Raw genomic sequence first — 14054 nt, 5'->3', positions numbered from 1 at the left:
CTGCTTCGTCAAGGGCTTTTTTGTTTTTTTACAGGTTTTTTAGTCATCTGACATCGAAAGGTTTAAAATTCCACCTGATTTATCATTTTTTGAGCTATTTTCTGGTTCATCTGATTTTTGCTGTTCAGCTTTTTTTGACTCAACAGCTTTCTTTTTATTTAAAAAAGCTAAATTCAATTTAAGTTTTAATGGTTTGTTCTGCACAAAAACACGAATACATAACCAACCTATAAATAAAATGGCCAAATTTCCACCAACAATTAAACTAACCATTAATCCCGTGGACATTACTTTTGGTTTTACAACTGGCACAGGAATAATTTCTGGTTCGCTAACACTGGCAACTGGAATTTCTGGAATCACTTCAATCGGTCTTTCTATTTCAAATAAATAGGTTGGCAATGTAGCCATAAACTCTCGGTCATTGATTGTTGAGCCAAAAACAGAGATTTCAATGTTGTAGCGCCCCCAGCCATAATCTTGTAAAGCCAGCTCTCTAGCAGTAGTGCTGTTGCTATCTAAGTAAAATACCTGCTCTTCACCATTGGGATAATAAATTTTACCTTGCATGATCACCGTATCAGGTTTTAAAAGCTCATCATCAATATTGATGGTAATGCGATGATCATCCCCCTCTTCGGTTGCTTCAACGGAGGTAAAGCTGAAAGGCGGCTCATGCACAACAATAGGATCTTGAACCACCCGCCTCTCTAATACATCAGTGGTAATATAAAGCTCAGGGCGCCACTCGCCAGGTGTGAAATTTAAGGTAAACTCACCGGTAAACACACCGTCTTTAGCGCTTTCATCGAACCCGTAGCCATCATCTTTGAATTCAGTTACTTGTTGTATGCCTGCACCAAAGTTTTCAAAGTTTTCATTATTGGTGCTCACAAAGCTTACATTAAGCGATACCGCATCTTTAAATAGGTTGGCGCGAATCGGCTCGCCATCATTTAAAATCTCACCAGTTACCTTTACAGTTTCACCCTGAAACAGAATTTTAGGCAGTGGGTCTACTTTTAGCGATAGCTCACCAATAACAACAATGCGGCTTTCTGGCATTATTTGGCCAATAACTTGCCACGGCCCAGGCATGGGATTGCGAATAACCACTAAGTCATAATTTAATTCGTCGTACCAATCAAGACTAGTGTTTCTCACCGCATTGGTTGCAAAGTATTTAGTACCATCGGGTCTTACTAAAATTACGGCAGGCGATCCAGGGCGTCTAAAAAATATTAATTTTATTTCATCAATTTTGTCATCAACACGAAAACGGTTATCCAGTAACGGGATTTCATTTTGTTTACCGCTGCCTTTTAACTCTTCAACTTGCTTTACGCTGTGTGCATCGGGGTGGAAACACACGGCAATTAAAAGCAGTGAAACTACTAATAGCGTTTTCATAATAATGCCCTATTCAGCGCGCCATAAACAATGGCCGCCCTCCTTTTGTACAATTTCTAAACGCGTTTGATGTGCGCTTTGCTCTGCATCGTTAGCTGCTATAACTACCAAAGGTGCTCTGTCGCTACTTAGGCGTCTAATACCGCCTTTTTGATCTTCACTTGAGTCATCTTTGTTTTGATTTAGGTTTAGCTTTACTTGCCCCCCGGTCATTGCCAGGTAAACATCGGCTAAAATTTCAGAATCCAGTAAGGCGCCGTGTAACGTCCGCTTAGTGTTATCAACATCGTAGCGGCGACAAAGTGCATCTAGGTTGTTCTTTTGCCCTGGATGCAAGTCACGCGCCATTTTAAGGGTATCAAGCACACCACAAAAACTATGGGTGTTTTGATAGCCTTGATTTAATAACGCAAATTCATTATCCATATGGCCAATATCGAACGGCGCATTATGAATGACTAACTCAGCCCCTTTAATATAGTCAAAAAACTCTTGGGCAATATCACGATAAAGCGGTTTATCGCGTAAAAATTCATTAGTAATACCGTGAACATCGATTGCTTCTTCTTCAATGCTGCGCTGCGGATTAATGTAAACGTGAAAATTATTGCCGGTTAACCGGCGATTCATAAGCTCCACACAACCGATCTCAATGATACGGTGCCCTTGTTTAGGGTCGATGCCGGTGGTTTCTGTATCTAAAACTATTTGTCTGCGTGCCATATCGAATTAAGCCTGACTCTGGTATCTTTCTATAATCACTTTATTGTACATAATATCAAGGTAAAACAGTGCAAAAAACCGTAGAGATTTACACCGATGGTTCGTGTTTAGGTAATCCAGGCCCCGGTGGTTATGGTATTTTTATGATTTATGAAGCCCATGAAAAAAAATTAAGCCAAGGTTATAAGCTTACAACCAACAACCGTATGGAAATGCTGGCAGCCATTGTGGCGCTAGAATCTCTTAATCGTGCCTGCCCTGTAACCCTGACTACCGATAGCCAATATGTTAAGCAGGGTATTGAGTCTTGGATCACCAATTGGAAAAAACGCGGTTGGCAAACCTCGGCTAAAAAGCCGGTTAAAAATGTCGATTTATGGAAACGTCTCGACAAAGCCTGTGCCGAGCACGACGTTACCTGGAAATGGGTAAAAGGGCACAGTGGCCACAAATATAACGAAATTGTTGACGACCTTGCTCGTGATGCAGCCAGCGGCAACAACTTACTCGATGATGAAGGTTACCAACCGTAACCCTCTACATCATGCTATTTTTTATTTTGTTGATAATGCTGCTTTGAGGTTTGCCTAAGCCCTACCCCTTTTATTGGCGCAAATTGTGGACGAGCATGCCACTTAGGTTTGATTGGTGTAAGTGGCGCAACTCGTTTTCGTGCCACCAGCATATACACACTGCCCATAGGTTTTAAATACTGTTTGGTAAAGCTGCGCCAAAATGCAAACCGCGATAAGCGATTACCGCGCGCCAACGACGAATAAATAAAACGCTCATCGGCCACAATTTCAAATCCAAGTAAATTTAGCCAGTCTTTTACCCGTGCAGGAGTAAAAAAGCGCCCTGTCCACGGTAATTTTTGACGGCTAAACGGCAGTAACTGCGCTAACCCACAAAAGCTAAACGGATTAAAACCCGTAATGGCGATATAACCGCCTGGAATAAGAGTTCGATGAGCCTCACGTAAAATATGATGTGGATCTGAGTGATACTCTAAACAATGGCTCATAATGCAAGCATCTATACTATGCTCGTAAAAAGGCAGTTCATCTATATCGGCAACCACCCCCGTGTATGGGCCAAGCTCTGCAACACATACTTGATGTTTAATGGAGCTTTTACTGGTGTCTAATTCACCGCTTAAATTACCTAATTTAAGCATATGATAGCCAAACATTCGCGGTAACCAAGGCGACAATTTGCGTTCTATATCACAACGTAAATAATCACCATGCGGAAACTGCTGCCATGACAACGGTTTAGGACCTTCTTGAAAACTAAGGGCTGGTTTCATTATATAAGCTCGTTATAATATTAATTAAATACCACTTTATAGAGCAACGATACATGGTGCAAGTCAAAGCAATTAAAGCCTTTTCTGATAACTACATTTGGTGCTTAACCACCGAGCAGAATAACCAAGCGTGGGTGGTTGATCCTGGGCAATCAGCGCCAGTTTTAGAGCATTTAGCACAGCATAACTTAACCCTTGGCGGTATTTTAATTACCCATCATCATTATGATCATACCGATGGCGTAGCTCAATTAGTAAAGCAGTACCCTAACATCACAGTTTACGGCCCAAGTAATAGCCCATTTGAGGGAATAACAACGCCTTTAAATGAAGGTGATACAATTAGCGTTTTAAACATTCCATTTGACATTATAGCGACTCCTGGGCACACCCTAGACCATATTTGTTATATTAATGATGCACTGGCCTTTACTGGCGACACCCTATTTAGCGGCGGTTGTGGGCGCTTATTTGAAGGCAGCCCTGAGCAAATGTGGCATTCATTTAATAAGTTGCGAGTACTGCCAAGTGATTGCAAAGTATATTGCACCCACGAATACACCCAAGCAAACTTGGCCTTTGCAAAAGCGGTTGAGCCACGAAACCCCGAATTACTCGCTTACAGCCAGCAAGTAGATGAATTGCGAAAAAATGATGAAATAAGCTTGCCAAGCACCATAGGTCAAGAGCTTAAAGTTAACCCTTTCATGCGTAGCAACTTACCCAATATTACAGAGTCATTACCAAAAGAGTATTGTTTAGTTACAAAAAACAATGAACCTTGGGAAAACTTTGCTAGTCTGAGAAAGTTCAAAGATCATTTTTAAGCTAGCAACAATAATAATAAAACGATTAGTTAACAAACAATAAGTTAACATTTTCTAATCATATTTGTTTGGAACTTTTAACGGTCATAAGTGGCAATGTTGACTCATTATGGGTAGTATTCGCCGAGTTTTTTACCCTATGTATTGGTATTTATGAATAAATCTCCTCTTTTATTGGTCTTAGCGATGACGCTAGGCGGTTGTCAAACACTGACAACGTTAAACACAGATTCACAAAATCAAGCTCAAAACCAGCTTGAAGGCGCCAGCCCAAATGATATTAGCACTGCATTAATGATGAATGCGCAATATCAACAAGTAAACGATATTGAAGAAGAAGCCCCTGTGTTTGACGATGTTTGGGAGCGTATTCGTTACCAATTATCTATTGATATTCCACAAAATCGCCCAGTGGTCGCTGAGCGTAATTATTATGCACGTCATCAGGCATACCTTGACCGTATTTCTAAACGTGCTGAGCCGTATTTACATTTTATTGTTGAAGAAATTGAAAAGCGTGAAATGCCCATCGAAATTGCACTTTTACCCATTGTAGAAAGTGCGTTCGACCCTTATGGCTATTCGCACCGTACTGCATCGGGTATTTGGCAGTTTATGCCCGCAACCGGCGAGCGTTTCGATTTAAAACAAAACTGGTGGTATGACGGTCGTCGCGATATTGTGCAGTCTACTCGCGCTGCACTTGATTATCTCTCGTACTTACACAAAACCCTTGAAGGTGATTGGCTGAACGCAATTGCCGCCTATAACTCAGGTGAAGGCCGCTTGCTGCGTGCGATTAAAAAGAATCGTAAAAAGCATTTACCTACCGACTTTTGGTCACTAGATTTACCTCGTGAAACCACCGCCTACGTGCCTAAATTATTAGCTTTAGCTGATTTACTAAAACGTGCAGATGAGTTTAAAGTGTCGTGGAAGCCAATAATTAACGCACAAGTAGTCGAAGTGGTTAATATTGAGTCACAAATAGATTTAGCACTGGCTGCGGATATGGCCGATATGACCCTTACCGAACTATATCGATTAAATCCAGGATTTAACCGCTGGGCAACCGATCCTGATGGCCCACACTTTTTATTACTACCTACCGATAAAGTAGAACAATTCACTGAAAAGCTTACCGCTACAGCGATTAAAAACCGTCTTCGTTGGCAGCAATATAAGGTCAAACGTGGCGATAGCTTGTCGGTGATTGCAGATAAATTTACCACTAGTATCAGCGCGATTAAGTCATTAAATAAGCTTAACTCAAACGTAATTCGTGTGGGTCAACAAATTTTAGTACCACTCACTGATGGTAAAATTAACAGTGAACATTTGCCTCAGCAAGTACGTGCGGCCGCTAATAAAAGTTTACGCACTAAACTTTCTCATACGGTAAAAAGTGGCGATACCCTATGGGATATTAGCCGCGAATACGATGTAACTATGAGTGAATTAGCTAAGTGGAATAAGCTGAAAAAAAATGCAGTACTGCGTTTAAATCAAAAATTGGTAGTTTATAAGTCAGCTAGCCAGCCTAAAAAGTCGACGAGTAATACTAATCGTACTATTACCTACAAAGTTCGTCGAGGCGATTCTTTAGCGCGTATAGCGTCTAAGTTTAATTTAACAGTGAGCGATATTATTAAATGGAATAACCTTGCCGGACAAAAATACTTACAGCCAGGACAAAAGCTTAAATTAAAAGTAGATGTAAGAAGTAGCTGATCCTTATTGTAAAAAACTGTTAAATAAAAAAAGAGCGCATGCGCTCTTTTTTTATGCCTGCTATAAACCTTAGCCTACAATGCCTAAAGGCTGTGCTGTTTGCCATGCACCGCGAGTAAAATCGGGAATATCGATTGAGCGGCTACGCTCACTCACAGACTGGGCTGATAACGGTGAAATAACCGACCATGCTGCGCCATCGTAAACGTCCTGATCCAGCGGTTCGCCATTTCTTAAACAGTAAATCATCCGCCAAAACATTAAAAAGTCCATGCCACCATGGCCACCATTGCGCTGTGCCTCTTCACCCATTTTAATCCATAGGGGATGGTCGTACTGCTCATACCATCCGCTCATATCATAATCCCATTCATGAAAACTTTTAGAACCACCATTTTCAAGGGCAATACGATTAGGGAAACCGGCAAACACACCATTCGTGCCTTGGATTAAGTTATGTCGAGAGTATGGCCGAGGGGTTGTTGTATCGTGCTGTACCATAATACTGCGCCCCTTGAGAGTTTTAATCAGTGCCGTGTTCATATCACCGGCAATATAATTAAGCTGATTACGGGAATGATCCGCTGCAAATTCACGTTGTGCATACGCGCTTCTACCCAGCGAAGGAGAGCTCATGGAGGTTAAAAAATCAAACCTATCGCCACGATTTATATTCATATATTGCGATACAGGGCCTAATCCATGGGTCGGGTATAAATTACCATCACGTTTTGCATGCCATTGCGTTCGCCATGAGCCTGTTTTGTGCTCAAGCTCTTTCATTTGCCAACGTAGCTCATGGATATAGGCCGCTTCGCCATGTAACAGCTCCCCAAATACACCTTGGCGCACCATGTTTAATACCATTAACTCGTCGCGACCGTAATTCACATTTTCCATCATCATGCAATTTTTTTGAGTACGTTCGGCGGTATCTACAATTTGCCACATTTCGTCAACAGTCAGTGCCAAGGGCACTTCAACAAAAGCATGTTTTGCGCTGTTCATAGTATCGATAGCCATAGGTGCATGCCATGCCCAAGGAGTAGAAATAATGACTATATCTATGTCTTGTCGTTCAAGCATTTGTTGATAGGCCCGCTCACTGCCAGTATATAACGCCGGCTTAGCTACCCCTTTATCAACTAAATAATTGGCAGCTCGCTCTAGCACCTCAGTGTGCGTGTCACAAATAGCGACTATTTGCGCACCTTCAATATGGCTCATGCGCTTTACATGTCCATAACCGCGCTGACCCACACCAATAAAGCCCACTCTAACCACATCCATTTTAGGCGCGACTAAACCAATAACGCTGCGCCCTTGCTGTTTTGGTGCGCTTGCATTAGCACTTCCACTTGATGCACAACCACTCACTACACCTGCAGCTGCGGCAACACTGGCTGCTTTTAAAAAGTCTCGACGATTAAATTGCTTCATTGCTTTATCCCTTTTGTTATTGTTTTAACTTACCTAAAGGCGATGAACGGGTAAATAGGTGAAGAGGTAAGCGACATAAAAATAAGGTTAAAAGAGATAAAAATTCGCATTTACCGGTTACTTGGGGTTATAGTCGAAAAAAATTATTATTTTAAGTAGTTATGTCTTATATAAAAATCACTGCACTTTTTTTAGCTATTGCACTAACGGGTTGCTCTGAGCCTACAACGCCAGCTTCATCTCTTGAAAACACCCCTGGCGTTAGTTTAAATAATCTTAAACAGCATATTAAAACCTTAGCGTCAGATGACTTTGAAGGACGCGGCCCGCTTACCTTAGGTGAAGTTAAAACCGTTGGTTATTTAAGTGAGCAATACCAAGCAATGGGGTTGTCTGGCGCGTATCAAGAGAAGTATTTACAGCCAGTTAAAATGGCCATGCTAACTGCAGATCAAAACATGCAATTAACTATGGGGAAGCTTAGCTTTATTGCAGGTAAAGACTTCACCGCCCGTACAAAGCAGTTACAGCCGATTATTGATGTCCGCAATAGCGATATTGTATTTGTTGGTTATGGGATTAACGCGCCAGAATATAACTGGAACGACTATGCCAATGTTGATGTAACCGATAAAACCGTTATTGTGCTGGTGAACGATCCGGGCTTTGCCACCCAAGACGATACACTATTTACAGGCAATGCCATGACCTACTATGGCCGCTGGACTTATAAATATGAAGAAGCCGCGCGCCGAGGTGCAAAAGCGGTATTTATTGTTCATGAAACAGCCCCAGCCGCATACCCTTGGGGCGTGGTTGAAAGCTCAAACACGGGCACCAAGTATAGCTTGATGGACAACAACCTTAATGCATCTGAACTGCCAGTTATGGGCTGGTTAACACTTAATACGGCTGAACAAGTATTCGCATCGGCAAACTTAAATTATCAACAATTAAAGCAACACGCATTAAGTAAGCAATTTCAAGCCAAGGAATTGAACTTAAAGGCGAACCTTGCATTTAAAAATGAAGTGTCACACGCTAAATCACATAATGTGGTTGCACAAATTACAGGCAGTGAAACCCCTGACGAATACGTTATTATTAGTGCCCATTGGGACCATTTTGGTACTAAACAAACCGACAGTGGACCTAAAATTTATAATGGCGCAGTAGATAATGCTTCGGGCACCGCAGCAACACTTGAAATAGCTCGCATTATGAGCAAGATGCATCAGCAAAAGCCATTTAAACGCTCAATCCTGTTTGCTAACTTTACCGCCGAAGAAACAGGTCTAATCGGCTCAGAAGAATTTGCCAATGGGAATATGATTGCCACCAAAAAAATGGTCGGATTATTAAATATCGATGGTATGAACGTGCTCGATGAAACCGATTATATTTTGCAATACGGTAACAACCTATCAGAAATGGAGAGTTACTTAGCAAGCGCGGCTAAAGCACAAGGACGCGTGGTAAAAATGGATCCTCGCCCACAAAATGGATTGTTTTTTAGATCAGATCATTTCTCACTCGCTAAACAAGGCGTGCCAAGTTTACTGTTTATGAGCTTAGGTGATACCGATCCTGACTACATCAGTCATAAATACCATAAAGAAGCCGACGACTATTCAGATACATGGTCATTAGCTGGTGCAAAACAGGATATCGAGCTAGTTATAGATATAGCCAGTCAACTTGCCAATAATGGCGACTGGCCTAAGTGGACAAGCGAGTCTGATTTTAAAGCCAAACGTTTAGAAGATAAGTAAATGAAAAAGCAGCCGAGAAATTATTCGGCTGCTTTTATCTGTATCGTTAAAGATTGTGCGTGTTTGTTACTGAACTTTGGCAAATTCTTGCTTAGATAATTCGCCATTCCCGTCAATATCTAAGTCATCAAATAATTTAGCTAATTGTGAATTAGCTTGTGCTTCAGACTGGCTAATAACGCCGTCGCCATCAGAATCAAAAGAATCAAAGTCAACCGCAGCAAAAGCGGCAGAAGACGAAGCAAGTGCAATTAAAGCAAGCGTTTTAGTAAATGTTTTCATAATAAATCCTTAGCTTAATAAAAAAGTGGGTAAGAAATCCTTTTCAAAGATCCTTAGGGAATTATAAAGTTAGTATGCTGAAAATTCGTCTTTAGAAAGTTCACCATTGCCATCTACGTCCAGCTCTGCAAACTGCTCCATAAGTTCGGCCGCAACCGATGCTTCAGCTTGGCTAATTGCGCCACTACCATCTACATCAAGAGTTTCAAAGTCTGTGCTGGCAAATACTGCAGATGAAGAAGCAAGTGCCATAAGTACAAGAGTTGACTGTAATTTTTTCATAATATTAATCCTTCAAAGTATGCAATGTTTGGGTATAAATTAATTAACTCAACGCTACAACCGTACATCCTAGTTATTCTCTTTCATAGGCTCCCTTGCCTATTTAGGTTGTCTTTGGCAACTCAGAATATGTAATAGCGTTGAGCATTGGCCTTTTAAGCCTTAGAAAATTCTGCTTTAGAAAGCTCGCCGTTTTTATCCGTATCAAGCTCTGTAAACTTACTCATAAGTGAAGCGTCTACTGATGCTTCCGCTTGGCTTATTGCGCCATTACCATCCACATCCAGTGTGTCAAAATCTGTTGCAGCAAACGCCACAGATGAAGAAGCAAGTGCCATTAATACCAGTGTTGATTTAAATGTTGTCATAACGTAATTCCTTCATTGGGTTGTAAGGTTAAGCGTTAAGCTTAATCACTTTTTGCTAAATACAGCTTAGGTATTACAACTTCGATGCCATGTTTAATTTTTTATTTATAAACAATAAGTTAAAAATAAAAATGTGATTTTTACTTAAAAATGCCCAACATTTTGTTGCTCTTTTGCAACAGCTACTTTTAACTAAAAAAATACCCATTAAAATTCAACAACTTAAATCATCTAAAAAAGACACACCTATCTTCAATTCAAAATAAAACAATAAAACTGAGTCGCTATAGAGATAAATCGCCACTGAACAAATTAACAACGCGAAATTAAACAGGTTAAATTAAATAGATAACAAATTGAAAATAAACAACTTAAATTGATTTGTAGAAAAATATAAATTAATTTTTTTAACGGGGAGAGAAAAAGCAAGGATTTGTCGCCGTATGGCGAATAAATACTTAAAGTAAGGAATGAATCTCGTGCGGGATACTAATTTGATATCACTCATACCCACTTATTTGGGCATGAGTATATGGGGTCACTTCCAGCCTTGGCGCCATCTTTGTTCGTCTTTTAAGTCGCGCCACTGAATAGGATATTGATTTTTTGACATCACCGCTTCAGTGATACATTCAATCACATTAGCGTCTTCATCAAATTCTACCTCAACAATAATAAAGTGCTTTTCTTTATTAATAGCTGGGATGGCAGTCCATTTACTATTTAGCAGTTTTTTAGGGTTTAATTTATTCATACTACACCTTTTATGTTTTCTGCTTGAGAATACGTATCAGGGATACGTTTAGTTTTATTAAAAAACCAAAAACTTCCCTTTAAACATTTGTATTTAGCAATGAAAAGTATATTCTCCAGCATCAAACGAAAGTAATTCAATAGCCGCATTTTCACCTATACTTGGCGTTTCACGAGTTCAAACGGGGGAAATCACTGTTTCAGCGCAAGGAGAACCGTCTTGTCGATTCAGGGTCAGAGGCCTGTTCGCTGCTACCTTAATATACGCTGGATAATTAATACACCCCGTTACCCACAGTAATGGCTATTTGATTGCTATGACTGTTTACTTCGGCTCATACAACCAAAACCAATAAATAATAGCGACAATAAGTAAAACGCCTAATAAATTAATTAATAACATAATTAAATCCCCTATAAATAAAGTTACGAGTTACTCGCTTTAAAATAACGTAATCGGTTTGCATTAGTGACTACAGTAAGCGATGATAAAGCCATTGCCGCGCCAGCTACGACTGGGTTTAGTAGTAAACCAAAAAACGGATACAACAGCCCTGCAGCAATCGGAATACCCGCAATGTTATAAATAAACGCCCCAAACAAATTTTGTTTAATATTAGTTATGGTTGCGCCACTAATTGCAATGGCATCTGCAAGACCATGAAGTGAGCCTCGCATCAGCGTTATATCCGCACTTTCAATAGCTACATCTGTACCAGTGCCAATGGCAAATCCAACATCGGCTTGTGCCAACGCTGGCGCATCATTTATACCATCGCCAGTCATGCCCACAATTTCACCTTGAGATTGGCGCTTAGTCACTTCACCGGCTTTATCATCTGGCATTAATTGCGCTATAAAGTCTGTAATACCGACTTTGCTGGCAACGGCTTTAGCGGTCGCTTGGTTATCGCCTGTCAGCATAACCACATGAATACCATTATTTTGTAAGCGTTTAATAGCTTCAGCTGAATCTTCTTTTATTGGGTCAGCAACCGCAATAATGGCATGTAATTGATTGCCAATAGCAAAGTACATCGGCGTTTTAGCAGCGCTAGCAAGCTGCTCCGCTTGAGGTATTGCCTCTGCAATATCTATATTGTGGCTTTTCATTAGTGCCTGATTGCCAAACAATAGGCTTTGCTCATTAATAGTACCGATGACACCTTGCCCAGTGATAGCATTAAAATTACTGACTTTTTCAAGGGAAATATTTTGGTTTTTAGCATAATTAACCATGGCTTCGGCTAATGGATGCTCAGAACTACTTTCAAGACTAGCTGCTAACTTTAGCACCTCGGTACTGTCGCTTTGGTTGAACGTAACCACATCGGTCACGGTTGGCTTACCTGCGGTTATAGTGCCTGTTTTATCTAAGATCATGGTGGTGATTTTAGCTGTTGTTTGTAGCGCTTCACCGTTACGAATAAGTATACCCGACTGAGCAGCTTTACCTATGCCGACCATAATTGACATCGGTGTAGCTAAGCCAAGTGCACACGGGCAAGCAATAATTAAAACTGTGGTTATTGCAACAACCGCATAAGCAATACTCGGCTGTGGGCCAAAGTTAAGCCATGCTAAGCCTGCTAGCACCGCAATAATCATCACTGTGGGTACAAATATGCCTGAAATAACATCAGCTAAGCGTCCAATTGAGGGTTTAGAGTTTTGTGCACGTTTAACCATATTAATAATATTCGCTAAGGTGGTTTCGCTGCCTATATGGGTTGCTTTAAACAACAAAGTACCACTTTTATTAATACTGCCAGCAACAACCTTGTCACCCTCACCCTTATTAACCGGCATCGGTTCACCAGTGAGCATTGATTCATCTAGTGTACTGCTACCTTCAATAACATCTCCATCGACTGAAATTTTCTCTCCAGGGCGGACACGAATCAAGTCACCTTTAATAACTTGGCTTATAGCTACATCTTGCTCTTGGTTATCTCGGATCACCCGTGCCGTTTTAGGTTGTAAACCAATTAAGCGTTTAATAGCCTCAGAGGTACGCCCTCGCGCCTTTACTTCAAAGGCTAAGCCAAGACTTATTAAGCCTATGATCATTGCTGAGGCTTCAAAATAAACATGTCTAGCCACCTCTGGTAATAGACTTGGCATGATCACCACCACCATTGAATATAGCCAGGCTGTTCCCGTACCAAGCGCAATCAAGGTATCCATATTAGCCGTATGATTTTTAAATGACTGCCATGCGCCAGTATAAAATTGCTTACCCGACACAATCATTACGACCAACGTCATCATTCCAACAATAAACCAGCCAATACGCTGGGCATTGCTAGTGACACTCATATCAAAGATTAATCCATAAAGCATTAATGGCGCACCCAAACCCAATGCCAATAGCATATTGCGCATAAGTTTTTTGTAGTGCGCGTTATCAGCTTCGGCTTTTTCATCTAGGGCGTCTTGTTGAGAATCACTGTTCATAGGTTTAGCTTGATAGCCAATATCAGCGACAGCGTGCATTAGCTGCTCAGCCTTAGCCGAACCTTCTACTTGCACAGTTCGATCGGCAAAGTTCATTTCAACGCGCTGCGCACCCTCTACATTTTTCAGTGCTTTCTCTATTTTAGCCACGCAACTGCCACAATTTGCGCCTTCAATCATAAAGTTTTGCGTGGTGGGTTGATTACTCATAACGCTTCCTTAGTATTTTTAACTTCAGAGATTGGATCAACAAAGGTCTCTATTAAGCTACATATATCTGCACTTACAGCCCCATCAGGCGATTTATCCCACTGTTTAACCGCTGCTTGCATTCGCGTGCGTAATTTAAGTGTTTCTTGAAAGTGCTGCTCTGTTTCCTCTAGTCGCTTTGCTATTAATTGTCGTGTGAGCGGACAAGGGCACTGCCCTTGCTCCGACTGCGCAATAATTTGTTGAATATCTTTTATTGAGAAACCGAGTTGACGCGCACTAATAATAAACTTTAAACGTTGCTGTTCGGCTGCGGTATACACTTGATAACCATTGCGCTCACCACGAATAGGATTAAGCAGCTTTATTCGCGTATAATGACGAACTGTGTCTTGGGTCACGCCCATAGTATTGGCTAATTGCTTTACGTACATCATTAAACCTCTGGCTGGCTATGTAATGACAACATAATAAACCTATGTGTAACACA

Annotated in this window: 14 protein-coding genes; 4 read left to right on the top strand and 10 right to left on the bottom strand. The window is 40.9% G+C overall.

What is annotated here, in order from left to right; translation table 11 throughout:
- Window positions 1-39: 39 nt before the first annotated feature.
- Window positions 40-1410 carry a TIGR03503 family protein gene (locus tag ACNSN3_RS04490; protein WP_010391426.1) on the bottom strand — a complete coding sequence of 457 codons (1371 nt, stop codon included), beginning with the start codon at window positions 1408-1410 and terminating at the stop codon, window positions 40-42.
- Between the two features lie 9 nt (window positions 1411-1419).
- Window positions 1420-2133, bottom strand: coding sequence for a DNA polymerase III subunit epsilon (gene dnaQ / locus ACNSN3_RS04485; protein ID WP_418608647.1), 714 nt, complete (start codon window positions 2131-2133; stop codon window positions 1420-1422).
- Window positions 2134-2201: 68 nt separating this feature from the next.
- Here dnaQ and rnhA point away from each other — a divergent pair, with 68 nt between their 5' ends.
- Window positions 2202-2666 carry a ribonuclease HI gene (gene rnhA / locus ACNSN3_RS04480; protein WP_054202172.1) on the top strand — a complete coding sequence of 155 codons (465 nt, stop codon included), beginning with the start codon at window positions 2202-2204 and terminating at the stop codon, window positions 2664-2666.
- A 14-nt stretch (window positions 2667-2680) separates the two neighbouring features.
- Here the strand turns inward: rnhA and ACNSN3_RS04475 are convergent, their stop codons facing one another.
- Window positions 2681-3442: a class I SAM-dependent methyltransferase gene (locus ACNSN3_RS04475; protein ID WP_054202171.1), complete on the bottom strand. Its 762-nt coding sequence runs from the start codon at window positions 3440-3442 to the stop codon at window positions 2681-2683.
- 53 nt (window positions 3443-3495) lie between these two features.
- Here ACNSN3_RS04475 and gloB point away from each other — a divergent pair, with 53 nt between their 5' ends.
- Both gloB and ACNSN3_RS04465 read left to right on the top strand, forming a co-directional pair.
- The gene (gene gloB / locus ACNSN3_RS04470; protein WP_055011755.1) at window positions 3496-4269 is read left to right on the top strand and encodes a hydroxyacylglutathione hydrolase; all 774 of its coding nucleotides are present in this window, start codon (window positions 3496-3498) and stop codon (window positions 4267-4269) included.
- 153 nt (window positions 4270-4422) lie between these two features.
- On the top strand, window positions 4423-6000 hold the full coding sequence (locus ACNSN3_RS04465) for a LysM peptidoglycan-binding domain-containing protein (protein ID WP_075170564.1): 1578 nt from the start codon (window positions 4423-4425) through the stop codon (window positions 5998-6000).
- Between the two features lie 69 nt (window positions 6001-6069).
- Here ACNSN3_RS04465 and ACNSN3_RS04460 read toward each other — a convergent pair whose 3' ends face one another.
- A complete protein-coding gene (locus ACNSN3_RS04460) occupies window positions 6070-7440 on the bottom strand; it encodes a Gfo/Idh/MocA family protein (RefSeq protein ID WP_418608646.1) in 1371 nt (456 codons plus the stop codon).
- Between the two features lie 161 nt (window positions 7441-7601).
- Here ACNSN3_RS04460 and ACNSN3_RS04455 point away from each other — a divergent pair, with 161 nt between their 5' ends.
- Entirely contained in the window at window positions 7602-9212 is a 1611-nt protein-coding gene (locus tag ACNSN3_RS04455) for a M28 family metallopeptidase (RefSeq protein WP_418608645.1), read from the top strand.
- Window positions 9213-9278: 66 nt separating this feature from the next.
- On the opposite strand, the gene ACNSN3_RS04450 is transcribed toward ACNSN3_RS04455, so the two are convergent.
- The 6 genes from ACNSN3_RS04450 to ACNSN3_RS04425 all read right to left on the bottom strand — a co-directional run bounded on the left by ACNSN3_RS04450 (window position 9279) and on the right by ACNSN3_RS04425 (window position 13998).
- Complete coding sequence (locus ACNSN3_RS04450) at window positions 9279-9494, bottom strand: calmodulin (RefSeq protein ID WP_418608644.1); 216 nt, start codon at window positions 9492-9494, stop codon at window positions 9279-9281.
- 69 nt (window positions 9495-9563) lie between these two features.
- Window positions 9564-9776, bottom strand: a complete 213-nt coding sequence (locus tag ACNSN3_RS04445; protein ID WP_010391414.1) for a calmodulin — start codon at window positions 9774-9776, stop codon at window positions 9564-9566.
- A gap of 155 nt (window positions 9777-9931) precedes the next feature.
- A complete protein-coding gene (locus ACNSN3_RS04440) occupies window positions 9932-10144 on the bottom strand; it encodes an EF-hand domain-containing protein (RefSeq protein ID WP_010391413.1) in 213 nt (70 codons plus the stop codon).
- 538 nt (window positions 10145-10682) lie between these two features.
- A complete protein-coding gene (locus ACNSN3_RS04435) occupies window positions 10683-10898 on the bottom strand; it encodes a TIGR02450 family Trp-rich protein (RefSeq protein ID WP_010391412.1) in 216 nt (71 codons plus the stop codon).
- 425 nt (window positions 10899-11323) lie between these two features.
- On the bottom strand, window positions 11324-13564 hold the full coding sequence (locus ACNSN3_RS04430) for a heavy metal translocating P-type ATPase (RefSeq protein ID WP_418608643.1): 2241 nt from the start codon (window positions 13562-13564) through the stop codon (window positions 11324-11326).
- Window positions 13561-13998, bottom strand: a complete 438-nt coding sequence (locus ACNSN3_RS04425; RefSeq protein ID WP_418609040.1) for a MerR family transcriptional regulator — start codon at window positions 13996-13998, stop codon at window positions 13561-13563. The genes ACNSN3_RS04430 and ACNSN3_RS04425 overlap by 4 nt, the downstream gene beginning before the upstream one ends.
- Window positions 13999-14054 lie beyond the last annotated feature (56 nt).

It is taken from the genome of Pseudoalteromonas sp. US3C1004, from assembly GCF_048401065.1.
Lineage (GTDB): Bacteria > Pseudomonadota > Gammaproteobacteria > Enterobacterales > Alteromonadaceae > Pseudoalteromonas > Pseudoalteromonas undina.
Note: the sequence above shows the minus strand (reverse complement) of the source record. Positions and strands in the feature narration are given on the sequence as shown.

Excerpts from the sequence above, each read along its gene's own strand:
- ACNSN3_RS04490 (WP_010391426.1), bottom strand. The coding sequence starts at position 1,410 with ATGAAAACGCTATTAGTAGTTTCACTGCTTTTAATTGCCGTGTGTTTC.
- dnaQ (WP_418608647.1), bottom strand. The coding sequence starts at position 2,133 with ATGGCACGCAGACAAATAGTTTTAGATACAGAAACCACCGGCATCGAC.
- ACNSN3_RS04475 (WP_054202171.1), bottom strand. The coding sequence starts at position 3,442 with ATGAAACCAGCCCTTAGTTTTCAAGAAGGTCCTAAACCGTTGTCATGG.
- gloB (WP_055011755.1), top strand. The coding sequence starts at position 3,496 with ATGGTGCAAGTCAAAGCAATTAAAGCCTTTTCTGATAACTACATTTGG.
- ACNSN3_RS04465 (WP_075170564.1), top strand. The coding sequence starts at position 4,423 with ATGAATAAATCTCCTCTTTTATTGGTCTTAGCGATGACGCTAGGCGGT.
- ACNSN3_RS04460 (WP_418608646.1), bottom strand. The coding sequence starts at position 7,440 with ATGAAGCAATTTAATCGTCGAGACTTTTTAAAAGCAGCCAGTGTTGCC.
- ACNSN3_RS04455 (WP_418608645.1), top strand. The coding sequence starts at position 7,602 with ATGTCTTATATAAAAATCACTGCACTTTTTTTAGCTATTGCACTAACG.
- ACNSN3_RS04450 (WP_418608644.1), bottom strand. The coding sequence starts at position 9,494 with ATGAAAACATTTACTAAAACGCTTGCTTTAATTGCACTTGCTTCGTCT.
- ACNSN3_RS04445 (WP_010391414.1), bottom strand. The coding sequence starts at position 9,776 with ATGAAAAAATTACAGTCAACTCTTGTACTTATGGCACTTGCTTCTTCA.
- ACNSN3_RS04440 (WP_010391413.1), bottom strand. The coding sequence starts at position 10,144 with ATGACAACATTTAAATCAACACTGGTATTAATGGCACTTGCTTCTTCA.
- ACNSN3_RS04435 (WP_010391412.1), bottom strand. The coding sequence starts at position 10,898 with ATGAATAAATTAAACCCTAAAAAACTGCTAAATAGTAAATGGACTGCC.
- ACNSN3_RS04430 (WP_418608643.1), bottom strand. The coding sequence starts at position 13,564 with ATGAGTAATCAACCCACCACGCAAAACTTTATGATTGAAGGCGCAAAT.
- ACNSN3_RS04425 (WP_418609040.1), bottom strand. The coding sequence starts at position 13,998 with ATGTACGTAAAGCAATTAGCCAATACTATGGGCGTGACCCAAGACACA.